This window comes from Rossellomorea orangium (genome assembly GCF_019334305.1).
Lineage (GTDB): Bacteria > Bacillota > Bacilli > Bacillales > Bacillaceae_B > Rossellomorea.
In genome coordinates, this window is sequence record NZ_JAHWGH010000017.1 from 84,919 (window position 1) to 106,089 (window position 21,171).

Sequence of the window (21,171 nt, forward strand, 5' to 3'; positions counted from 1 at the left end):
TTTGTCAGATTAAAATGACGCATGAATCATAAACAATACCGTAAAAGCGACGGCAAGCTTTAAATGCCATGCACCATCCTTCCTCTTAAACCGTCTGAATCCCATAAAAATAAGAAAGCCTAATACCATACTCGTGAGGATCCCAGTGATGTTTGTAAAATCCCAATGAAAGTTAATCATCACTGCAAGAATCACATGAAAAATAACAACTGCTGTCGCCAGTAAAGCAAGTGGGACATGCCATTTTCTTAATAGCTTTCCTGCCTGTTGGACAAGACCTTTAATCTCAAGATTTCTCCATTTCACCCCTCTTAGACCTTTCCATTTCAACAATTGGAAAACAGGAAAGATACTCAGGACAATGAAATAGATGATTCGTGAAACAGACCCGAACTGCTTGAAAAACCCTTTATACGTGTCCTCATCGACATGCAGAAAGCTTTGGTAATTAAGGGCGATTAGAGCTGTGCCTGCTCCAACGATACTCGCCGTTAAAACTAAATACTCGATAATTCTTTTCCGCTCTTTTGGATTTGGGATTGTATTGGATAAGAATGACGGATATTGTTTGATATTTGATTTCATGTGCATACCCCTACTATCATAATATACCGATAGTATAAGCCTTAAAGATGAAAATTACATGAAAATCAAATGAAAGTATTCTCTTTTCAAAAGGCTGTTTTCGTAAAGATTGTTGCTATTCGCATACAAACTAAGATTTACGATGCTCTGTCAATTAAGTTATGGTGCAGGAGGGTGAAGGGAACTGCTCCGCTTTCAAAAAAAAGAAACTGTATCTGGTGGCTTAATCAAAATAAGCATCACCAGCCCAGCTCCTATTCTCACTTCTTTTTCGACAGCTTTTCAAAATACAGATTTCGAACAACAAAGGTTTTATAATTCTCCAGTTTCCTTTTTTCAACGGGATGATGGTTGATTCCCATCTTTTTAAGCTCCTGCAGATACCAACCTTTTGAATATTGATATGCCATGCCCCTACTCCCCCTAAGTCCATTTATATACTATATGCTTGAAGGGGAATCCAATGACTTTTCAATGACTTCTTATCTGGACATTGTTGATAGTTCATTATACATGTCTTGTATGGTAAACGCTTTTTCTCCCTTATCCATATGATGGATCATCGACTCCCTGTTTGCCTTCAGTGCGTTTACGCTTGAAAGGAAACTCTCTTCGTTCAGTTCTTCCTCCTCTAACTTCATTGCATAACCGTGTTTCACGAAGCTATTTGCATTGAGGATTTGATCACCACGGCTTGCTTCTCTGGATAGTGGAATCAATAACATCGGTTTCTTTAAGGCAAGAAATTCAAATATTGAGTTGGAACCTGCGCGGGAAATCACGAAATCGGTCATCGCCAGGTAGTGAGGTAGTTCACCTTTGATGAATTCATATTGACGATACCCCTTTTGGGTTAGGGAGTCATCAACATTTCCCTTCCCGCAAATATGAATGATCTGGAACTGTGAAAGCAGTTCTTGAAGATTCCCTCTAACTGCTTCATTGATTTTCCTTGCTCCGAGACTTCCTCCCATGATCATCAGTATAGGCAATTCATCATAATATCCCGTTAACCTCTTTCCTTCGCTGGCATCACCCGTAAATAATTCTTCCCGGATGATGGCACCGGCGCATAATGACTTCTCACTTGGGAGAGATTGGACCGTTTCAGGAAATGTAGTGAATATCTTTGTGGCAAATGGAACCGCCAGCTTATTTGCGAGTCCAGGCGTCACATCCGACTCATGGATCGCCACAGGAATCTTCGCTATTTTAGCTGCCATGACAACGGGCACTGAAACAAAGCCCCCTTTTGAAAAGATGATATCGGGCTTTACCTTTCGTATGATGGATAGTGCATCAAACACCCCTTTCATCACACGAAAAGGATCCGAGAAATTCTTCCAGGAAAAATATCTTCGAAGCTTCCCGCTCGAGATACTCTTATAAGGAATATGGGGAAACTGCTCAGTAATGATTTCCTTTTCGATTCCGTCCTCCGAGCCTATATATGTTATATCCCACCCCTCACTTTCAAAGTATGGGATCAATGCTGTATTGACCGTTACGTGACCTGCTGATCCTCCACCTGTAAATAAAATGCGTTTCGTCATATGTACTAAACTCCTAACTCCATAATCTCATATTCATATTACTAACCATTATACACTTTACCAAAAATACAGGCGGGATAGAACTACGAAAATTTGACAACCGGAATGAAAGCATCCTTTTATTCCTGCACCTTGAAGCTTTTATCACGTTTCAAAATATAATCGGCTACATTTCTACCGCTGATTGTGACCATCGGTGATCCTCCCCCGGGGTGAGTCGTTCCCCCGACGTAGAAGAGGTGTTCAATGTCCTTGCTTACGTTTGAAGGACGAAGGAAAGCTTCGGTCATACGGTGGGAAGCGAGACCGTAAAGAGACCCTTTATAGGCAGAGAATTTACGCTTTATTGAGTTCGGGGTATAGATCCTCTCCACTTCTAAGTAATCACGGATGTTCAGGCCCTTTGTTTCCAAGATATCATAAATCTTGTCTTTATAAGATTGAATTTCTTCAGCGCTCATTTCAATTGCAGGGGCATTGATTAGGATAAACAAGTTACTACCCTTGGTTATGGATGGATCAGTTGCTGCCGAATGGCTGATATAGATGGTTGGATCACTTGGGAGAGATTTCTCTTTAAAGATTTCATTGAACTCTTTCATGTAATCCTCTGTAAAATACACTTGATGATGATGAACGGATTCCTGGAAGGTTTTGAGACCTGCCAGAATCACAAAGGCAGAAATGGAAGGTTCATAGGAATCAAGTTTACTGTCGGGATGGCTCGGACGATGTTTCTTATGAATAAGGTGCTTCGTAGCCGTGATGAAATCTCCATTCACGATCACATCTTGAGCAGGCATCATTTCGCCGCCCGAGGTAATGACACCGATGGCTTTTTCTCCCTTCACAATGATTTCCTTCACTCTCACTCCCAAGTGCACTTGTCCCCCAAGCTCTTTAAAGAAGGAATAAAACCCTTCCGCAATCCTCGGATTCCCACCTTTCGTATAATACACCCCTTCATTCATCTCCAGATGACCGATCAATGAAAAGGTAGCAGGGCATTCGTACGGCGACGAACCAATGTATGTGGCATACCGGTTGAACACCTTCAACACATCCTCATCCTGAAAGAATCTTCTGTGGAAATGATTCATCTTCTCTAAGGGACGGACCTTCATGAAGCGATAAGTAAGAGACGGGGAAAGGTAATCTTTCCATGAACTGAAAACACGATGAAAGAAGCCTTTCTCAGCCTGTTTATAGAGCTTTTCAACTTCCTTTAAATACTCTCTGTAATGAACTGCTCCATATGAATCGATGGCTTCAAGTTCTTTCACCATCTCGTCGGTATCCGCCGATTGATAAAGAATCTTTCCATCTGGAAATATGTTTTTCGTGTGTTTTATCAGTCTTTCAAACTCGAAATAACGGGACGAGTCCCCCCCTGCATCATTGATCACTGATTGAAAGACATAAGGCATCGTAATAGTATTCGGACCGAAGTCAAAGGAATATCCTTCTATGTCAACAGACATCATTTTCCCACCTGGGTGAAGGTTTTCTTCTACAATCGTAACATGATACCCTTTGCTTTGAAGAGAGATTGCGGCCGATAACCCTCCTAATCCCCCTCCAATGATGATAATATTCTTCATGAGTAGGTTCTTCCTTTCCAAGTGTATCCTTGTTTTTTCAATCCTCTCATCATTGACGCCCACATGATGACGATAAATGCCAAAGATGCCAAAGGGATCAAGAGAAAATGCCATTTGGATTGATTGGATGCAAGATCAATCATGAACGTTTGTAACCAGATCGAAAGTAACGGTATAGAATAGCTCCACTCCCCTTGCACCAAACCAAAAAGAGCCAAAGGCAGTGGGGTTATGTAGAAAATAGAGTAAAAAAGCGTGAGGAGGACTACCGAGACCGGACTCCTTCCTGTCCCGATGAATATATTCTTCATAAAACCTTCCCAAACCTCCTTGTCCGTATCGTACATATGACAGGTCACGTCAAAACTATTATTGACAAGAGTCACCTTCCACCCTTTTTCCTTTACCTTGCGTGAGATATGAACATCTTCCAATAGGGACGATTTCACAGCCTCGTGGCCTCCGCAATCATCATAAGCCTCTTTCCTGAAAAACATAAATGCTCCATGAGCCGCTGTAAATGCTCGTTTGGTTGTATGATTAGACACGAATAGCGGCAGGTGGAAATACACGAGAAAATGCTGAAAAGGCACAAGCATTTTACTAAGGGGGGTCGGTATGGGAAAGCGGGGAAACCCTGTTACCAGCCCGGATCCATATCGATTCATCTGATATAATACCTTTTCGATAATGGAAGGAGACACTCTGACATCTGCGTCAAGATAAAGGTAGTATGATCCGGAAGCATGTCGACTCAATTCCCTGCAGGCATGTACCTTTCCTACCCAGCCTTCAGGAAGGGGTGTTCCGTCGATGATCTTGAAACGGGGATCGCCTTTCGTACATTCGATCAGAAGTTCTCTCGTTCGATCCGTCGATCCATCATCCAGCAGAATGAATTCCACAGGTGAATGGGTGATCTCACGTATACTTTCAACGAGGCCCTTCACATTTCTTTCCTCGTTTCTCATCGGAACCATGACGGTAACCAATTCATTTGTGTTTGATTTATGTGACAACTTCGGTAAAAAAAGAAGGTTGATAAACGTAGCCAGCACAAAGAGGAGGGTTATCAGTATAAACAAAATCATGCCTTCTTCACCTCTACTTTCTTCCCTTCCAAAAGCTCAGCCACTCACTATTGGTCGGAAAACCTTTCAGCATTTGTACAAAACCTGAAATATCTTCTTGAATAATGTCAGCTTTAAGATGATCGATCCTTGTTTCCAAAAGAACTCTAAGCATATTTGTACGTTCTTCCCTTGAAGAAGTCTGACCCGTTTCCTCATCGCAGACCCGAATGAATAACTCCGGTCTTTGATCATGACGAAAAGTATAATAAAACGTTACCGTGGTGATGGTGATGCCTGGATTTCGTTCGCATAAATAACCCGGTCCGCTCATGAAGGAAATGGGCCGCTTTTCAAGATGCTCTTCCTTCCCTTGTGGAAAGATCCAGACCGTTTTCTTTTCTTGAAGGCATTTTTCAGCAAACCGTAATGAAGTGACTAAATCTTTGGGCGAATCCGGATTCACTGAGAATGCTCCTATTTTGCGAAAAAAAGGGTAATCCTCCATGCCTTTCTGACTCATCATGGCATAGCTGTCTTCCTGGATGACTTTATGATTTAAGTAAAAGACCAACAAACCATCCCACCAGCTGGAGTGATTCGCAAGTACCAGATGACCGGAATCGGGCTTAAAAGAAGTTCTCCTGTCATCTATCCATACTCGATAGAAATGCTTTTTCAGCTGATAGGAAAGATAACCTGAAAACAGCTGTTGGAATCTTTTACTTTTTTTTGGCTCAATCATGCTACCTTCTCCATTCGTGTTCTAATAACCAGAGACACCGTGTAAAATACGAAAGTGACCATAACGGCAAGCCATAACCTTTCTACTATTGCCGTTACCACAAACATAAAAATAACCAAGAAATATAATCTCCTCATCCTGCCGCTCCATGTAGTAGAATACATTTCCTGCTTGATCAGCACATATAAGATGCATTGTATGAAAAATGAAACGAAAAACCATCCTAAGAAATTTTGAGTGGGAATATCATAATATAGCCCCCCCTGATCCCATACCCAATATTCGCGTCCTTTATATGCAACAGGGTCGATGATCAAATCCATCGTGACAGCTAAAAGTGAGGTAACCGAACTGTATAGTACGCCCCCCATCACCGTTTTTCTTCTACTGAGGAGAAATTCAAAGTGGGACATACTCGTGAATACTACCATGACCCAGGCAAAGCCAATTGTCACTGGCACTCCGAACATTTGAATTCCAAAATCTCTTTCATAATGGTAAGACCCGAAGATAAAACCATAATGCACGCCTAAACTTTCAGCGAGAATCGTAAGGAGCATAATACTTAAGGAAATAATAAGCCCCTGGAAGTCCCTGAACTTCTTGATTGCATAAAGAATGGCCAAAAACCCGGCTAAATATAAGAAAACGGCATTTGCCCACTGCAGGGCATCGGGAAGCATGTCCAATGAGACAAGGATGACCCCCACTCCATACCATATTAAGAATACAATCCAGATCCAGTCCTGCCACTTCTTAGTCATTTTTCATCTCCCATTCAGTTCGTTTTTATCCAATCAGCGATAAATATCATTGCTTCTTACGCACATTCCACTCTCTATCCCTTTTAAAATATGGTACAGTATGATAGTAATTCATCATGCAGTATCCGTAGAAATTCTGGAGGAGTTCAATATATGAGAGAAACCCATACAATCAAGGAAAAGATTTCACAGCTATCCATCATACTGATTCCCATCCTTGTCACACAGCTCGGCATGTTTGCCATGAATTTCTTCGACACAATCATGTCAGGGAAGTATTCTCCCGCAGACCTTGCAGGTGTGGCCATTGGTTCATCCCTTTGGGTACCGGTCTTTACAGGTTTGAGCGGGATTCTCCTTGCCGTCACCCCCATCGTCGCTCAATTGATCGGAGGAGGGAAAAAGGGGGATGTACCTCATACCGTCCTCCAAGGTGTATATGCAGCTATTGCATTATCCCTGATGGTAATGGTGGTGGGAGGATTCATCCTGAACCCTGTGCTCAACGGAATGAACATAGATGATGAAGTACGTATGATTGCAAAGCAGTATCTGATAGCCTTGTCATTCGGCATGATCCCTCTATTCATCTATAATGTTTTGAGATCATTCATCGATGCACTGGGAATGACGAGGACCACCATGTTTATTACACTCCTTTCACTGCCGATCAATGTGATATTTAATTATCTTCTCATTTTCGGTAAGCTTGGATTTCCTCCACTTGGAGGAGTTGGTGCAGGTGTTGCGTCTGCCATTACTTACTGGCTCATTACACTCATTGCTTTTTGGGTCGTTCATACGAAAATACCATTTAGCCAATATAATGTTTTCGGTACCATGCACAAGCCTGACATTTCGAAATGGAAAGAACTTTTTGTAATCGGGGTACCCATAGGCTTATCGATCTTCTTTGAAGTAAGTATATTTTCGGCTGTTACCTTGTTAATGAGCAATTATGACACCTTCGTCATAGCCGCTCACCAGGCAGCCATCAATTTCGCTTCGTTTCTCTACATGATCCCGCTTAGCATTTCTATGGCTTTAACCATCGTTGTAGGGTTTGAGGTTGGTGCCAACAGGCTTCGGGATGCAAAGGTTTACAGCTGGATGGGTGTCGGCTTCGCTTTGCTCTTGGCCGGCATATATGGTGTAATATTACTCGTTTTCCGTTCAGAAATTGCTTTCCTGTATTCCGATGATGTGTATGTATTGGAACTAACGGCTCATTTCTTATTGTATGCCGTATTTTTCCAGCTCTCCGATGCGATACAAGCCCCTGTACAAGGAGCACTAAGAGGTTATAAAGATGTGAATATCACCTTTATGATGGCCCTCATTTCCTACTGGGTGATTGGCCTGCCGTTAGGATATTTTCTTGCTAACTACACTGACTTTGGACCCTATGGCTACTGGCTTGGGCTTACATCAGGTTTAACTGCAGGAGCCATTACGTTGTCCGGCAGGCTCCTATTCATACAGAAAAAGTATAGAAAACAATATGAAAACTTTTGAATGAAAGAGCCACGGCCTTATCCACTGCCGTGGCTCTTTATTGATGAAATACCTTCCCCAGAACATCCTTGCCTCCTGTAACAGGAATGATGGAACCTGTGATGAAATCAGATTCTTCTTGGCACAGGAAGGAAATGACCCTTGCTAGATCCTCCCCTGTACCAGGCCTCCCGATTGGAGTGTTTGGATCCTGATGTTCTTTCGCACTGCTGATTTCTCTTTCTTTCCACTCCCCTACGATATCTCCTGGGCATACCATATTCGCGGTTATCCCATTATGCGCTTCTTCGATTGAAATTGTTTTTGTGAAGGAAGCAAGGCCAGCCTTTGCCGCCGCGAACGCAGAACGATAGATCCAGCCCGGTGCTGATTCGACACGGTCATATCCAAATGTGATGATCCTGCCCCATCGCTTTTCCCTCATTTTAGGGATCACTAACCTTGATAAGTAAAATACACTATTTAAATTCCCATTCACTATGTAATTCCATTCTTCCGGAGAGTAATCGGCAAATGATTTTCTCTCTTTGACATATGGACCTGCGTTATGGATTAAGATGTCGACGCTTTCCACCTTTCTCCAGATTTCTTCGGCCATCTGTTCACATTCTTCCGGTACAGAAATATCCCCTTTTATAGGGATGATGGTATTCGTATATTGATGGGCTAAGTCAGAAACCAGGTTCTCAACAAATCCATCATTTTTTCTGTAGTTCAGGATAACGGTGTACCCTTTTCGGGAGAACTCTTCGACCGTTTTCCGCCCGATCCCTTTTGATCCACCCGTTATTAGTACCACTTTTTCTTTCATCAAGCTCAACTCCACGTCCTCGTTATATTTCAATAGTAAGAAGGATTATGCCGAAATGCAAATGTAAGCTCTTAATTAGTGTATGAATAATCCAATATCGTTATCATTTTGCTGAGGAGGCTCGGCCGAACGTCCGTGGAAAGCGGAGCAGTTCCCTTCACCCTCCTGCACCATAACTTAATTGACAGAGGATCGTAAATCTTAGTTTGTATGCGAATAGCAACAATCTTTGTGAAAAGAGCCTTTTAAAAAGAATCCAGAATATCATTTCATAAATAATGAAAGAATAAAAAAAGCAGTCTCTCAATGAGAGACTGCTTCGGTGCATAAAGAATTATTTACCGATGAATTGTTGAGTCCAGTAGTTACCGTTTTCTACATAACCTACACCGATGTGAGTATAGTTTGAGCTCATGATGTTTTTACGGTGACCTTCACTGTTCATCCATGCTTGTACCACTTCTTCAGGAGTCTTTTGACCCATTGCGATGTTTTCACCTGCAGAGCTGTACTCAATGCCAAACTGCTTCATCATGTCGAATGGAGAACCATACGTAGGGCTTGTGTGAGAGAAGTAGTTGTTTGCTTGCATATCACGAGACTTCTCACGTGCCACTTTGCTTAGTTCTGCATCTACTTTAAGCGCAGGAAGTCCTTGTTTTGCACGCTCTTGGTTTGTTAACTCTACTACTTGCTGTTCGAACTGGCTTAATTGACCAGACTGTTCCGTAGCTTGTTCTGATGGTTGCTTCTGCTCATTTGCAGCAGGTGCTGGTGCCGGTGCTTCAGCTTTTGGAGCTTCAGACTTAGGTGCATCCGCCTTTGGTGCTTCCTTAGCTGGTGCCGGTGCAGCCGCTTCTGCTTTTGGAGCCTGCCCCTTCAATAACTCTTGTACATTAATGTTCTGACCGTTGATTTGATATTTTGATAGAACATCTTGTACAAATTTATTAAGATCTTCTTGATTTCCATTATATTTAAATGCGTTCGCTTGTTGAACGACCTTATCTGGTGTTGGGCATGGTGCTGCAGCGTCAGCTTTCCCTGCTGCGAATGGAGTTGCTAATAATGTTAATGCTGTTGCTGTTGAAACCATCATTTTCTTATTCATAAAAATGAATTCCTCCTTGGTAAATGTGTTTTTCTTTGCTGCACATTCATCATACCACCCTGTTTTTGTTACATTTACGGGAGAACTTGGTAACTGGGAATCAATTGTTCTATTTTGAAAGACAATTTTCTATAGTACTATAGTAACCACTGATTCTATCAGGGAGAAAAGCATTCTTATTTGATTTACTTACATTTCCAACAGCTGAATGATTTGGATTCAGCAACTAATTATTACCGGTATATGATTCTTGACAGGTTTTGAACAGCTTATATAATGTAACGGATATTACAGAAACGTTTCAAAGAATGGGTGGATTCACCCTAAAGAAAGGTATTCATTACATTTTTTGTCAGAACCGATGATCAAATACCCTTCTACAGTGAATCCCAACCGTGTTAATTGCCTCACCGCTACATTACACTCGACTTGATTGCCTCCCATTACAAGAAGAGGTCCTTCAGGAATGTCGCTGAAATATCTTCTAATGTACCCACAGGGCAAGGCAACAACATCATCACAAACTCCTTTGGAAGAGTCTTGATAATCCCTGACGTCCACTACAATATATCCGGACGTAACTTCTTGAGAAAACCATTGTTTTATTCTTACTGGAAAATAACGATAGTACATCATATATAAAAATACACTGGCCAGTAATAAGAGAAGAACTAGCATATTGGCATCATCCCTTTAAATTAATCTTTCTCCATTATATACCTACACAGGTATGCAAGAAAGGGAAATGCTCAAATTTTCCTCATTAGGATTCCATCGAGTCTTTATTTAATTGTTCAGCAATCTCTATATGTAGTTCAATCAATCCGACTTTATGTTCATTTGAAATGCCGGACTCCGCTACTCTCTTAGTAGCACTATAATATTTATCTTTCCACGATTTACGGATCCGTGGATGGCTATTCGCATCTTCAAGTTCACGTTTGATGGCTTCTTTCAATACTTGTTCCGCCGAATTATCATGTTCGGTCAATTTACGGTTATTCCATATCTGCCTATAAGAATTCAGCAGATCAATGAATACATCCGACATATTCAAACATCCTTTACATAAAAAATTGATTTATTAAGCATACTAGAAAAAAAGAAGAAAGGTGATCCCTATGACTACACCGTATCGTTGCCCTGGATGTAAAACGAATCGCACTCGATTCAATATTATACAACAAGTGCCTCAGAGTGTGAAACTTGATCCTGCTTCCGGAGAAGTCGTTCAAAGTTATGAACAAGGACAACTCGACCCATTTCATATGGCTTACAACGGACCGGAATTGAAAGTTCAATGTGCCGCTTGTGGACTTGTTGAAGATGAAATGACCTTCAAGAAATTTGGAGAAAGCACTATGTAAATGAACGAAAGGACAGACCCCGACTGATCTGGGTCTGCCCTTTTCATTTTATTGATTCGAAGCTTCTTTTAGCTTTGTTTCTTTTTCTTCTTCGGTCATATCTTTATTCGACATTCTTAATGGTATTTCCTTCATAAAGAAGGTTAGTACGAATCCGACAAGAAGAATGATGGCTCCTATAAAGAACACATTCGTTAATGCATAGCTTAAAGATTCCCTGACTCCATCCAAAATGGAGGCATAAACACCCTGGAATTCTTTCGGTAATGTGGATTGAAGCTCTTTTAATTTTCCTGAGTTCATGATGTTTTGAGGATCTTGGAGCTGCTTCATCACCCCGCTGGTTTTAGGATCTGTCAGCAATGGTGAATCTTTCACTGCGGACATTTTCTCCGTCATTTTGGACGTCATGGAAGAATTCATCACCGTTCCCATGATGGCCACACCGATTGTCCCCCCGATTTGTCTGAATAACTGTGTAGCTGCCGTGGCAACTCCGAGGAACTTATGCTGAACGGCGTTTTGAACAGTAAGGGTAAACACAGGGAAGCTGAGCCCAAGCCCTGTCCCCACTATAATGATATTGAATAACGCTCTTGCATTGGTCGTGTCTGTATCCATGAAGGATAACAGAATCATCCCCGTACTCATGACAAACAAGCCGATCAGGGCAAGAAACTTATATTTACCAGTCTTTGTAATGATTTGTCCACCGATTGTACTTGCGAATACCATGCTCAATGTCATCGGCATCATGACCAGTCCTGACTTAGTGGCGGAAGTCCCCATCACGCCTTGAATAAAGAATGGCATATACATGATGGCACCGAACATTCCTGCTCCGAGAATGAATCCGATAATATTTGAAAGGGTAAAGATCTTATTCTTAAATAATTGCAGTGGAAGCACAGGGTTACTTGCCCGTTGTTCCGTAATGATAAATAATACAAGTGCTACAACCGAGGTTGTCAGTAATCCTATGATCTGAAGGGAAACCCACTCATAATCATTTCCACCCCACGTAAAAGCGAGTAATAATGGAATGATCGTCAAGGTTAACATGACTGAACCTAAGTAATCCACTTTCAGTCCTTTATTTGGCTCCTGAGAAGGGAACATTTTATATATCATCCCGAATGCGATGAATCCTACCGGAAGGAATACCCAGAAGACCCAGTGCCAATCGGCATTATCCACAATCCAACCTCCGAGTGTCGGACCGAATACACTAGCCAAACCAAAGACACTGCTCATTAACCCCTGCCATTTCCCTCGTTCACGAGGGGAGAATAAGTCTCCTACTGCAGTAAATGCCGTGGACATAATCATCCCTGCCCCAAATCCTTGGATACCTCTGAAAATGATTAACTGGATAATGGAAGCGGAAAGTCCGTTCAAGAAAGAACCTATCATGAAGACGGCAATTCCAAGTAAGATGAAAGGCTTCCTTCCATACATATCGGATAATTTACCTACCAGAATGGCTGTTACCGAACTGGTTAACATGAAGATGGTAAATACCCAGCTATAATAATCCATACCTCCAATTTCAGAAATGATCTTGGGCAATGCAGTCCCAACGATGGTTTGATTCAATGCTGCGAATAACATGGCCGACATGATGGCAATCATGATCAATACTTTCTTGCGATGTTCTAAGTGCTCCATATTTTCTGTCTCCCTTAATATTTATAGTATGAATAATTAACCAACTTAAGTAAATGAGCATAATAGAAGGGATGACCCTTTTTATGGTCAACCCTTTTCCACTCCTACTACACTTTTGTTCCAAGTATAAAAGGATCGTATCTTCACAAACGATTACTTGCGTATTGATGAACTTAACAGTTTCTCAAACAATTCTATCAAATGGTTGATTTCGTCTTTATCAAAGGTCTGGAATAACTGTTGAAAATAGTGTGATTTTTTCTCTTCACACTGTGCCAGCACTTCCACCCCTTGAGGTGTGAGCGTCAACTCTACGACTCTACGATCTTCACTTGACCGCTGTCTTGTGATATAGCCTTTTTCAACTAATGTATCCGTAATGGATGTAATATGACTCGCAGATACTTCCATACGCTTAGAAATCTCAGAGGATTTCAATGCACCATTTTCCCTGATAAGTTGAAGCACCCGAAATTCTCCATTAGAAATGAATTCTCCAAAGATGGTTCGAATATCTGATTTCATCATTCTAAAAACGGATCTAAATAATCCTTCTAACTCGAACAATTCTTTTCCCACAAAAAATCGACCTTTCTTACACTCGATAAATACTTCACTAAGTTAACTATTAAATCATAAACATTTTACCCGATATTGTCAATGGTTTGAACTCGTTAATAACATAATGATGTTTACTCCCCATTTAGAGGATAACACGATCATCAGTGATAACCCTAAACCGCAAAGTAGCCCGGTTAGTAATCGAAGGGGGTTCGTACTTTGCCTCCACCCCCATTTTTGAGTGAATCCATCCATTAGAAGTGTACTTATGAAAATACCTCCCAATAATAGATGAACGACAGACAAGAATTGGACTAACCCTGATGCGAAAGGGATTCCGATGATAATCCCCAACAGGATCCCCATACATCTGTAGCATAACGGAAACTGTTTTCCCCATAAGATCATCGATCGTTCCTGCATTCTGTGACATGGCATAAAGGAGAGTGTAATCCATTCTTTCACTTCATTTCCCCCCTAAGGACTACAATCCGGAGTACAGTCACAGTCCGGTAAATCACAGTCAAATTTATTCCCTCGGAGAGTCGGAAGACAATCAGGTGAATAAATGGCGCAGTCCCAACAATCATTCGTCCTTTGTTTATTTTTCTGTTTTCTCTGATAGGACACGATCGTCCAGATGAACAATAGGATGCTGATAACGATTAATCCGGTAAATATCACTAACTGAAGTTTCGTTTCATACATACTCAACCCGTATACTCCAGTGATAAATAATATGAGTTCCACACTAAACAACAGAAACACCAAAAGGATTCCCCCACCCCGTGTATTACTTCATCAAATCGATTTCTTGTAATGACTGTATTATTTCTTTTTTATGTAAATTTTCTCCAATTATGACAAAGTTGGTTGGGTAATTCATTTCACCAGGCATGAAGAGGGGCATCCCATATGAATACTGAAATAATGTTGGGTGTTTCCTTCCCTGCAGCGGTACATACCCCTTCATCCTATAAATGGTATCAGATTGTGCTTTCACCCATTCCTCAAAGGCTTCTCCATTAACCTTTCCACTAAAGGTATAGACGACCGCCTGCAGAGTTAAATGATCACCGAGGGGGGCCCGTTCGTGGGAAACCGCCACTCGATCTGCCCTAAGAGAGAGGATATCTTCCATAGATACTCGGGAATAATTCGTTAAATACACTTTGGCATTCTGATTGATTTGCTGTAACTCATATGAGAAAGTTCCCTGCTCCATTTCAGTTAGCAAGTCCATTTTATTTGCAACTATGTACTGGGCATGGCGAATTTGTTCCCTCATTAAATGTAAGACTGCCGGACTGAAGTCTCCCCTGTTTCGCCACTGCAGACCATCCACCACTGTGATGATGCCCCTGAATTCGAATCGATTGGCAAACAGCGGGGACAGAATGGAGTCGACCACTTCAACCGGATGTGCCGCACCCGTCGTTTCAATGATCAGAACATCAAATTCTTCATTCAATAAAAGTTCCTGAAGCTGAGACTCCAATTTTTCCGATATCGTACAACATATGCAGCCATCCAGAAGCTCCCTTAACGCTGTATCATCATTAACTGCATCACTGTCGATTGATACATTACCTAATTCATTCATCAATACTGCCGGTTTTTTATTTTGATCCTTCAAGGATTGCAATAATTCTTTCAGTAAAGTCGTTTTTCCACTGCCAAGAAATCCTGATAATATGTATACATCCTTTTTCATGCTATCTTCCTTTCCATAGATTCCTAACAATATTCTATTAGAAAGTTAATTAGAACACAACGGACATGACCATTAAAACATCAACCTATTCACAAGAATTATTCGTCTAAAGAGCGTTATCCCTCTCTATCCACGCATAGAATGTAATATGTAATATCAGTGCAAGCTTACCGTTGAATAAACCGTTTGGAAGAAAGAGTTTCGTGATGATTCATCAAAAGGTGGGAAGAACATGGATTATGAGAAGATTGTTCCGTTAAAGTTAAGAGATTTCCTGAAGAATCCTTCTCATGAAACATTGAAGGATCTATTGCTTCATAACACCGGTGAGACGGATTATGTGGACTTTAAATCTGATTGGATCGAATTCACCAAGATGGCGAAACATATCCTGGCGATTTCCAATACAGGAGGAGGATGCATCATCATCGGTGTCATGCAATTCGATGATGGATCCATTGATCTGAAAGGGTTGACCGATGAAGAGTTTTTGGATAAAGCAGATGTTGACAATAAACTGCAACACCTGCTGCCTAAATATTTACGATATAGAACAGAAGACTTCATTTTCCCTGAAAGGACCCACCCGCTCATGAGTCTTAAACGATTTCAAGTCCTTATCATCGATTATGATCCAAGATATGTTCCCTATACTTCTATTGTCACCAGAGGGGATTTGAGATACGGTGCCATCTATGCACGGCAAGGAACAAAAACAATTGAAGCAACACATGATAAGCTGGTCGATGTCATTCTCCGCAAAGTTCAGTCTGGTGGCTCTGACAGTGATGAACGAACATTAAAGGAACATCTCGAGCATTTAAAGATCCTTCATTTGGAACATGATCAGGCGGAAGACCAGAAGTATAAGAACTATCTTCATGATTTGATCATTAGAAAAATGAAGAAGATTGAAATCTTCCTTGACCTTGATTCTTCTGAATTTCATTCTTGGTGATTGGAACTGAGAAATTCCCTAATGGCTTCTCGATTCTTTTGTTCATTCATATCCAGAACTAATCCTGCGTGTGATGTCGAAAGATCCGTGAAGCTTCCTTCTACAGGGATTCGAAGGGTTTCCACATTATCTATAGGATTTAACAAGACAGACATTCCGTATTTTATTACCTCGCTTGTTGAAGTAGAGGTTTCAACGTTATCCAGTCCTTCTCTGATTAAGGAAATGACGGTCGTAACCCCTTCACCCGATTGGATATCTTCCATGAGATTCTTTTCAGCCAGTTGAATGATTTCCTGCTGTCTTTCCACACGTCCGAAATCGTTGTCACCATCTCCCCTGAACCTTACATACTGCAGGATTTCCTCTCCTTTCAACACTGCTTTCCCGGGTTCTTTCTCCCATTTCCAGTGATTGATCATCGGCTGGGTTATCGTAACCCCGATTCCTTTTGGAAATACAAGATCCATCATATTGGTGAAATGTTGAAAATCAATCTTTACAGTATGATGAATCTTCAAGTCGAAGTTTTGTTGTATCGTTTCAGCCAGCAGTTCTTTTCCTCCCCATGAATAGGCATGATTGATTTTACTCTTCTCATATCCGGGGATATCTACGAAAGTATCCCTCATGATGGATACCAGCTTCATCGTTGATGATTGGGGAGTGTATTGTGCCACCATCATGACATCAGCACGAGATGCTTCATTCTGGCGCTGATCAGAACCGATCAACAGGAAATTAATCGGATCCTTCATCTCAATAGGAAAGGTTTCACCCTTATCACTTAAAAGGCTTTCAGGGGACGGACCTTGATCCCTTACCGGTAGACCACCATCTTTCCAAAAAGGAGAGCAGCTTATTACAACAAGGGAAGAAAGCATGATGGCAAGGAGTAACACTATCTTTTTCATATCATCACCTCATATATACTTTCATTGTTGGTAACGAATGCTTTTTCTATACGAGGTATCCGCGTCCAATTGAGCTCTCAGACATGATATAAAAAAAAATCCCAGGTTGAATTACCTGGGATCTTTTTTTATTGTTGCTTATTTAAAACTTCAATTGCTTTTTTCAATTGGGGATCGTTTTCTTTCAGCTTTTCTCTAAGGTCAGTCATAAGCTTCAGGATGGTTTCCCCATTTAGTGTACCCGTTACTTCAAGATCATTATTCCCTTGGAAGTCTTTAACAGCTTTCGTTGTTTCTTCATCGTAATAACCGTCTACTTTTCCAGGTTCAATATCCAATGCTTTTAGCATTTGCTCAGCTGTTTTAACCCCGTCGGATAAATCTTCTTCTTTCATTTCCTTATCGGGATTGATATAAGGAAGCTGTGCATAATCGGGCTGTTTTACTTCCACATCCGGTTTGATTCCCTTCTCATGAATCCAGTTACCCTTAGGTGTGAGCCATTTAGCTGTCGTGAATTTCATGTTCGATCCATCTTTGAACGTCTCAGCCGTTTGGACAGTCCCCTTTCCGAATGTCTTCGTTCCAATGAGAGGAATATCATTGGATTCGCTCACAGCAGCTGAAAGAATCTCAGCGGCACTCGCACTACCTTCATCAACAAGAACGGCTGTTGGAACGTCTACCTTTTGACCTGATTCTGAAACATACTTCTCAACTTTACCTTTACTGTCTTCCACCTGGAATAATACTTCTCCTTCGGGAACAAAAAGGTTTGAAATCTTGACCGCTTGATCCAACAGACCACCTGGGTTTTGTCTAAGGTCGAGAACAAGTTTCTTCATACCTTTATCGTTCATTTCATTAAGAGCTTCTGTCAGTTCTTTGTACGTATTTTCGGAAAAACTGGTGATCTGGATTTCTGCCACACCATTATCCTTCATCTCTGCATATACCGTTTCAATCGGGATCTCATCCCTGGTGATGGTCACTTCCATCGGCTTATCCTGACCCGGGCGTTGAATGGTAAGCGTTACCTTTGTGCCTTTTTCTCCCCTGATAAGAAGGACCGCATCTGTCACTGACATACCCTGAATGCTTTTGTCATCTACCTTTGTGACGATATCGTTAGGCTGCAAACCGGCTTTTTCTGCTGGAGAACCTTTAATGGGAGAAACAATGGAAATATAGCCTTCCTTTTCCTGAATCTCCGCTCCGATCCCTTCGAACGAAGAAGAGATGCTTTCCTCAAATTTTTTCGCTTCTTCCTCATTCATGTAATCAGAAAACGGGTCTCCGACACTGTCAATCATGCCGTTGATCGCTCCGTTGACCAGAGTATCCTCATCAAGATCTTTGTAATAATTCTCATTTAATTTGTCATAGGCTTCATAGAGTTTTTGAAACTCCGAACGTTCCGTAACTCCGACGTTGACCGCTTTTTCATCGCCAAACGCCAGTGCGAACGTAGTAATCCCTGCTGTTAGGAAAACAAGGAAAAAGAGGAGCATGACAAATTTGAATTTTTTCATTTTTATGAAACTTGAATGCGTTTCCTGTTGAGATTGTTCTGTCTTATCTTGTTCCAAAGCTTCCACCACTTTCGTTGCTATGTAACTCCTGTAAATTTTCGTTTAGAATATCATGAAACATGCCACTGAGCAATCTTAAGCTCATAGCTTCTTCATTCTATCAGCTTTTCCAGCTTAGTGAAAGGAAAATCCATCGTCCCCATTATGATGTGTCAAAATCGTTGTAAAAAAACCTACTGTGCTGACAGCCAGTAAAGAATAAAGAAATGCCTCGGTCCCAATGACCGGAAAACCAACCAAAAGAACGATACTATCGAAAACAAAGATCAATTTGCCCACATTCAAGCCGAAACTTTTCCCAATCAACTGCGCCAATAAGTCTGATCCACCTGTGGCAGAATTCCCCCTCAGCATAAGACCAATCCCGATCCCGACAAACGTGCCGCCAAAAAACGCACTTATGAGCGGGGGGAAATCGACGGCCGTATGCCATTGATAAAAAAAGTCGATCATCAAGGAGGACAGCCAGAGACCGTGAATACTATTGTAAAAAAGAGCTCGGTCTTTCAGGAAAGCCAGGAAATAGAGTGGCACACTTAGTAGGATTATGGTAAGTCCCGGTTTAAAGCCAAACCAATAATGGGCAATTAGGCCGATTCCGATCATGCCTCCGTCCAGGAAATGATGAGGGACGAAGAATAAATTGATGCCTATTCCAACAAAAACACTTCCTACAACAATGATGCTGAACACCCTCATCATAAACTCCACCCACCCGCTTCAAATTGGACAGCCCTATTATTGTTTTATGTGGGGTTACATGAATTCAGAACAAAGGGCGCAAGGAGTCGGCCAAGAGTTGTACATGAGGGGATTTTTCTTCTTAACTACAACCCAAAAAGGTCAGGTACCTGTGGCCCTGACCCTTTTCATTAGATTTTCTTTACATTTTGAAAGTACTCTTCCAGTGTCCAATCGTTTTCATGAATCACTTTCGAAGCGTCGCCGCCGACATATCTAAAATGCCAAGGCTCAAATTGATATTGAGTAATGGCAACCTTATCCTCAGGATAGCGAAGGATGAAACCGTATTTATACGCGTTCTCAGCAAGCCACTTTCCTTCTTTCGTTTCCGCGAACTCAATATTCACTTGAAATTGGTTGCTTTCACTAGAAATATCCATTGCTAATCCCGATTGGTGCTCACTTTGCCCAGGCGGTGCTACGGCCATGACCGCTTTTTCTTCACCATATTGTGCGATCTCCCTTTCAAGGAGCATTTTTTGGTACTCGTAGGAACGGTAACCAGAAATGGCAGTCAAAAAAACACCTTGCGCTTTTGCATCAGCGAACATTTTCTCAAGGTGCTGTGCGGCTTCTTTGCGCAGATGTGCCTTTTCGAGTTCCTGATTTCCGAATACGAAAGGCACGTTTGGTCGGACTAAATCAGCAGGTTTGTATTCGTCTAACGCGTATTCTTTATTCACAAGTGCTAATAAATTGGCTGGGTTCTGAATGACCTGCTTCCCATCCACAACCTTTACATCATTGAAGAATTGGGATTCCAACTGCAGTTCTTCAGGAACACTTTCTTCAGGTGGTTGTTCCGGTGCTGCTTGTTCATCCTGCTCTTCATCCGGTGTCTGGACCTCTGGTTCTTTCTGTTTCTCTTGCTGTTTTTGGCCAAATAAATCGTCTGACCACTCTTGTACTTGCGAGCACCCTGATAACATCACCAGAGAGGCAGCAGTTACGAAGATGATCTTTTTCATACTTTCACCTAGTTTCTCTAAAATGGTTCCATCCTCCATCTTACCATGTAAAAGGCTAGATGTAAGCAGGAGAAACTTCACAAAAATAAAAAACTGCCGATAATCCATTAAAGGATTATCAGCAGTTTCTACGATCTTACAGTTATGGATTACTCCTGAATGGCTGCTTCCAGGGCCACTTCGATCATTTCATTAAAAGTGGTTTGACGCTCTTCCGAAGTCGTTTCTTCACCTGTCAGGATATGGTCACTGACAGTGAGGACGGATAGTGCATTACGGCCATATTTGGCTGCTAACGTATAAAGGGCGGACGTTTCCATTTCTATGGCAAGAATACCATATTGAGCCCACTTTTCATGCTCTGCATTATCATTATAGAACATGTCAGCGGTGAATACGTTTCCAACCTTCAGGTTAAGACCTTTCTCAACTCCTGCATCATATGCACGTTTCAGCAGATCAAAGTTGGCTGTTGGCGCGTAATCGATTCCATTGAACGTTAATCTGTTCATTTGTGAATCAGTCGATGAAGTCATGGCAAGAATGACGTCGCGTACTTTCACATCCTTTTGGATGGCTCCACACGTACCGACACGGATTAAGTTTTGAACGTTGTAGCTTTGCATCAATTCATTGATATAGATGGAAATGGATGGAACACCCATTCCTGTTCCCTGAACGGAAATTCTTTTTCCCTTATACGTTCCTGTATAACCGAACATATTTCGGACTTCATTATAGCACGTCACATCTTCCAAAAATGTTTCGGCAATGTATTTCGCCCGTAGTGGATCACCAGGTAATAGTACCGTTTCTGCTATTTCGTTTTCTTTTGCATTAATATGTATACTCACTATCCTATTCCTCCTAACAAGAGTGTTGAAACACCATTGTAATCCTTTTTCTTATCATATGCAACGCTAGTAAATG

At 41.5% G+C, this 21,171-nt stretch carries 23 protein-coding genes; 3 read left to right on the top strand and 20 right to left on the bottom strand.

Annotation, left to right across the window (positions count from 1 at the left end; genetic code table 11):
- Positions 1–9: 9 nt before the first annotated feature.
- The 7 genes from KYJ26_RS15075 to KYJ26_RS15105 all read right to left on the bottom strand — a co-directional run bounded on the left by KYJ26_RS15075 (position 10) and on the right by KYJ26_RS15105 (position 6,318).
- Complete coding sequence (locus KYJ26_RS15075) at positions 10–585, bottom strand: hypothetical protein (protein ID WP_219168214.1); 576 nt, start codon at positions 583–585, stop codon at positions 10–12.
- A 260-nt stretch (positions 586–845) separates the two neighbouring features.
- Positions 846–995 carry a DUF2639 domain-containing protein gene (locus tag KYJ26_RS15080; protein WP_206848948.1) on the bottom strand — a complete coding sequence of 50 codons (150 nt, stop codon included), beginning with the start codon at positions 993–995 and terminating at the stop codon, positions 846–848.
- A 72-nt stretch (positions 996–1,067) separates the two neighbouring features.
- On the bottom strand, positions 1,068–2,138 hold the full coding sequence (locus tag KYJ26_RS15085) for an undecaprenyldiphospho-muramoylpentapeptide beta-N-acetylglucosaminyltransferase (protein WP_219168215.1): 1,071 nt from the start codon (positions 2,136–2,138) through the stop codon (positions 1,068–1,070).
- Between the two features lie 119 nt (positions 2,139–2,257).
- Positions 2,258–3,739, bottom strand: a complete 1,482-nt coding sequence (locus KYJ26_RS15090) for a phytoene desaturase family protein (RefSeq protein ID WP_219168216.1) — start codon at positions 3,737–3,739, stop codon at positions 2,258–2,260.
- Positions 3,736–4,830 (bottom strand): glycosyltransferase family 2 protein, encoded by a 1,095-nt coding sequence (locus tag KYJ26_RS15095; RefSeq protein ID WP_219168217.1) that lies wholly within the window; start codon positions 4,828–4,830, stop codon positions 3,736–3,738. The genes KYJ26_RS15090 and KYJ26_RS15095 overlap by 4 nt, the downstream gene beginning before the upstream one ends.
- Positions 4,831–4,843: 13 nt before the next feature.
- A complete protein-coding gene (locus KYJ26_RS15100; protein ID WP_219168218.1) occupies positions 4,844–5,554 on the bottom strand; it encodes a lysophospholipid acyltransferase family protein in 711 nt (236 codons plus the stop codon).
- The gene (locus KYJ26_RS15105) at positions 5,551–6,318 is read right to left on the bottom strand and encodes a carotenoid biosynthesis protein (protein WP_219168219.1); all 768 of its coding nucleotides are present in this window, start codon (positions 6,316–6,318) and stop codon (positions 5,551–5,553) included. Before KYJ26_RS15105 ends, KYJ26_RS15100 begins: the two co-directional genes overlap by 4 nt.
- 153 nt (positions 6,319–6,471) lie before the next feature.
- Between KYJ26_RS15105 and KYJ26_RS15110 the strand changes: the two genes are divergently transcribed.
- Positions 6,472–7,833: an MATE family efflux transporter gene (locus KYJ26_RS15110; RefSeq protein WP_219168220.1), complete on the top strand. Its 1,362-nt coding sequence runs from the start codon at positions 6,472–6,474 to the stop codon at positions 7,831–7,833.
- Positions 7,834–7,870: 37 nt separating this feature from the next.
- Here KYJ26_RS15110 and KYJ26_RS15115 read toward each other — a convergent pair whose 3' ends face one another.
- From KYJ26_RS15115 to KYJ26_RS15130, 4 genes are all read right to left on the bottom strand, one after another.
- On the bottom strand, positions 7,871–8,644 hold the full coding sequence (locus tag KYJ26_RS15115) for an SDR family oxidoreductase (RefSeq protein ID WP_219168221.1): 774 nt from the start codon (positions 8,642–8,644) through the stop codon (positions 7,871–7,873).
- 334 nt (positions 8,645–8,978) lie between these two features.
- The gene (locus tag KYJ26_RS15120) at positions 8,979–9,755 is read right to left on the bottom strand and encodes a CAP domain-containing protein (protein WP_219168222.1); all 777 of its coding nucleotides are present in this window, start codon (positions 9,753–9,755) and stop codon (positions 8,979–8,981) included.
- A gap of 318 nt (positions 9,756–10,073) precedes the next feature.
- The gene (locus KYJ26_RS15125; RefSeq protein WP_219168223.1) at positions 10,074–10,433 is read right to left on the bottom strand and encodes a hypothetical protein; all 360 of its coding nucleotides are present in this window, start codon (positions 10,431–10,433) and stop codon (positions 10,074–10,076) included.
- A gap of 85 nt (positions 10,434–10,518) precedes the next feature.
- Entirely contained in the window at positions 10,519–10,806 is a 288-nt protein-coding gene (locus tag KYJ26_RS15130; protein WP_219168224.1) for a hypothetical protein, read from the bottom strand.
- Between the two features lie 70 nt (positions 10,807–10,876).
- On the opposite strand from KYJ26_RS15130, the gene KYJ26_RS15135 reads away from it, so the two are divergent.
- Positions 10,877–11,122: a DNA alkylation repair protein gene (locus KYJ26_RS15135; protein WP_219168225.1), complete on the top strand. Its 246-nt coding sequence runs from the start codon at positions 10,877–10,879 to the stop codon at positions 11,120–11,122.
- A gap of 48 nt (positions 11,123–11,170) precedes the next feature.
- Here KYJ26_RS15135 and KYJ26_RS15140 read toward each other — a convergent pair whose 3' ends face one another.
- The 4 genes from KYJ26_RS15140 to KYJ26_RS15155 all read right to left on the bottom strand — a co-directional run bounded on the left by KYJ26_RS15140 (position 11,171) and on the right by KYJ26_RS15155 (position 15,065).
- Positions 11,171–12,790 (bottom strand): MDR family MFS transporter, encoded by a 1,620-nt coding sequence (locus KYJ26_RS15140; protein ID WP_219168226.1) that lies wholly within the window; start codon positions 12,788–12,790, stop codon positions 11,171–11,173.
- A gap of 153 nt (positions 12,791–12,943) precedes the next feature.
- A complete protein-coding gene (locus tag KYJ26_RS15145) occupies positions 12,944–13,369 on the bottom strand; it encodes a MarR family winged helix-turn-helix transcriptional regulator (protein ID WP_308807568.1) in 426 nt (141 codons plus the stop codon).
- A 78-nt stretch (positions 13,370–13,447) separates the two neighbouring features.
- Positions 13,448–13,816 (bottom strand): DUF2085 domain-containing protein, encoded by a 369-nt coding sequence (locus KYJ26_RS15150; RefSeq protein WP_219168227.1) that lies wholly within the window; start codon positions 13,814–13,816, stop codon positions 13,448–13,450.
- Positions 13,817–14,144: 328 nt separating this feature from the next.
- Positions 14,145–15,065, bottom strand: coding sequence for a CobW family GTP-binding protein (locus KYJ26_RS15155; RefSeq protein WP_219168228.1), 921 nt, complete (start codon positions 15,063–15,065; stop codon positions 14,145–14,147).
- Between the two features lie 232 nt (positions 15,066–15,297).
- On the opposite strand from KYJ26_RS15155, the gene KYJ26_RS15160 reads away from it, so the two are divergent.
- Positions 15,298–16,023 (top strand): AlbA family DNA-binding domain-containing protein, encoded by a 726-nt coding sequence (locus KYJ26_RS15160; RefSeq protein ID WP_219168229.1) that lies wholly within the window; start codon positions 15,298–15,300, stop codon positions 16,021–16,023.
- Here KYJ26_RS15160 and KYJ26_RS15165 read toward each other — a convergent pair.
- The 5 genes from KYJ26_RS15165 to deoD form a co-directional block, all read right to left on the bottom strand.
- The gene (locus KYJ26_RS15165) at positions 16,011–16,937 is read right to left on the bottom strand and encodes an LCP family protein (protein WP_219168230.1); all 927 of its coding nucleotides are present in this window, start codon (positions 16,935–16,937) and stop codon (positions 16,011–16,013) included. The genes KYJ26_RS15160 and KYJ26_RS15165 overlap by 13 nt on opposite strands.
- Before the next feature lie 128 nt (positions 16,938–17,065).
- Positions 17,066–18,469, bottom strand: a complete 1,404-nt coding sequence (locus KYJ26_RS15170) for a lmo1851 family serine protease (RefSeq protein WP_219168605.1) — start codon at positions 18,467–18,469, stop codon at positions 17,066–17,068.
- Between the two features lie 174 nt (positions 18,470–18,643).
- Complete coding sequence (locus tag KYJ26_RS15175; protein WP_219168231.1) at positions 18,644–19,231, bottom strand: YitT family protein; 588 nt, start codon at positions 19,229–19,231, stop codon at positions 18,644–18,646.
- Between the two features lie 170 nt (positions 19,232–19,401).
- Positions 19,402–20,241 (bottom strand): M15 family metallopeptidase, encoded by an 840-nt coding sequence (locus KYJ26_RS15180; protein WP_219168232.1) that lies wholly within the window; start codon positions 20,239–20,241, stop codon positions 19,402–19,404.
- Positions 20,242–20,390: 149 nt separating this feature from the next.
- Positions 20,391–21,095, bottom strand: a complete 705-nt coding sequence (deoD, locus tag KYJ26_RS15185; protein WP_219168233.1) for a purine-nucleoside phosphorylase — start codon at positions 21,093–21,095, stop codon at positions 20,391–20,393.
- Between the last annotated feature and the right edge of the window lie 76 nt (positions 21,096–21,171).

What these genes read in the sequence shown, in the direction of transcription:
- KYJ26_RS15155 (WP_219168228.1), bottom strand. Translation starts at nt 15,065, where the DNA reads ATGAAAAAGGATGTATACATATTATCAGGATTTCTTGGCAGTGGAAAA.
- KYJ26_RS15175 (WP_219168231.1), bottom strand. Translation starts at nt 19,231, where the DNA reads ATGATGAGGGTGTTCAGCATCATTGTTGTAGGAAGTGTTTTTGTTGGA.
- KYJ26_RS15130 (WP_219168224.1), bottom strand. Translation starts at nt 10,806, where the DNA reads ATGTCGGATGTATTCATTGATCTGCTGAATTCTTATAGGCAGATATGG.
- KYJ26_RS15135 (WP_219168225.1), top strand. Translation starts at nt 10,877, where the DNA reads ATGACTACACCGTATCGTTGCCCTGGATGTAAAACGAATCGCACTCGA.
- KYJ26_RS15090 (WP_219168216.1), bottom strand. Translation starts at nt 3,739, where the DNA reads ATGAAGAATATTATCATCATTGGAGGGGGATTAGGAGGGTTATCGGCC.
- KYJ26_RS15105 (WP_219168219.1), bottom strand. Translation starts at nt 6,318, where the DNA reads ATGACTAAGAAGTGGCAGGACTGGATCTGGATTGTATTCTTAATATGG.
- KYJ26_RS15100 (WP_219168218.1), bottom strand. Translation starts at nt 5,554, where the DNA reads ATGATTGAGCCAAAAAAAAGTAAAAGATTCCAACAGCTGTTTTCAGGT.
- KYJ26_RS15140 (WP_219168226.1), bottom strand. Translation starts at nt 12,790, where the DNA reads ATGGAGCACTTAGAACATCGCAAGAAAGTATTGATCATGATTGCCATC.
- KYJ26_RS15075 (WP_219168214.1), bottom strand. Translation starts at nt 585, where the DNA reads ATGAAATCAAATATCAAACAATATCCGTCATTCTTATCCAATACAATC.
- KYJ26_RS15180 (WP_219168232.1), bottom strand. Translation starts at nt 20,241, where the DNA reads ATGAAAAAGATCATCTTCGTAACTGCTGCCTCTCTGGTGATGTTATCA.
- KYJ26_RS15120 (WP_219168222.1), bottom strand. Translation starts at nt 9,755, where the DNA reads ATGAATAAGAAAATGATGGTTTCAACAGCAACAGCATTAACATTATTA.
- KYJ26_RS15165 (WP_219168230.1), bottom strand. Translation starts at nt 16,937, where the DNA reads ATGAAAAAGATAGTGTTACTCCTTGCCATCATGCTTTCTTCCCTTGTT.
- KYJ26_RS15125 (WP_219168223.1), bottom strand. Translation starts at nt 10,433, where the DNA reads ATGCTAGTTCTTCTCTTATTACTGGCCAGTGTATTTTTATATATGATG.
- KYJ26_RS15085 (WP_219168215.1), bottom strand. Translation starts at nt 2,138, where the DNA reads ATGACGAAACGCATTTTATTTACAGGTGGAGGATCAGCAGGTCACGTA.
- KYJ26_RS15115 (WP_219168221.1), bottom strand. Translation starts at nt 8,644, where the DNA reads ATGAAAGAAAAAGTGGTACTAATAACGGGTGGATCAAAAGGGATCGGG.
- KYJ26_RS15160 (WP_219168229.1), top strand. Translation starts at nt 15,298, where the DNA reads ATGGATTATGAGAAGATTGTTCCGTTAAAGTTAAGAGATTTCCTGAAG.
- KYJ26_RS15080 (WP_206848948.1), bottom strand. Translation starts at nt 995, where the DNA reads ATGGCATATCAATATTCAAAAGGTTGGTATCTGCAGGAGCTTAAAAAG.
- KYJ26_RS15170 (WP_219168605.1), bottom strand. Translation starts at nt 18,469, where the DNA reads ATGAAAAAATTCAAATTTGTCATGCTCCTCTTTTTCCTTGTTTTCCTA.
- KYJ26_RS15110 (WP_219168220.1), top strand. Translation starts at nt 6,472, where the DNA reads ATGAGAGAAACCCATACAATCAAGGAAAAGATTTCACAGCTATCCATC.
- KYJ26_RS15095 (WP_219168217.1), bottom strand. Translation starts at nt 4,830, where the DNA reads ATGATTTTGTTTATACTGATAACCCTCCTCTTTGTGCTGGCTACGTTT.